At 67.6% G+C, this 281-nt stretch carries 1 protein-coding gene; it reads left to right on the top strand.

What is annotated here, in order from left to right; genetic code table 11:
- Positions 1-281, top strand: a 281-nt coding sequence (locus KVS67_RS11875; RefSeq protein WP_217565434.1) for an integrase core domain-containing protein, incomplete at both ends; no start/stop codon positions are given.

Genomic DNA, 281 nt, shown 5'->3' with positions numbered 1-281 from the left:
CGGGTGGTCACGGACAACGGGAACAACTACCGGGCCGTGGACTTCACCGCCAAGGTGGTCTCGCTCGGGGGCCGGCATCACCGGATCCGGCCCTACACCCCGCGCCATAACGGGAAGGTGGAGAGGTACAACCGGCTGATGGTCGATGAGGTCCTCTACGCCCGCCCCTACACCTCAGAGCAGGCTCGGCGTGAGGCCCTGGCGGTGTGGGTGAACCACTACAACTACCATCGGCCTCATACCTCCTGCGGGGACGCCCCTCCGGCCTCGTTGGCCCCGGC

This window comes from Micrococcus sp. GbtcB5 (assembly GCF_019091605.1).
Taxonomy (GTDB): Bacteria; Actinomycetota; Actinomycetes; order Actinomycetales; family Micrococcaceae; genus Micrococcus; species Micrococcus luteus.
This window is presented reverse-complemented; position numbering and strand designations above follow the sequence as displayed.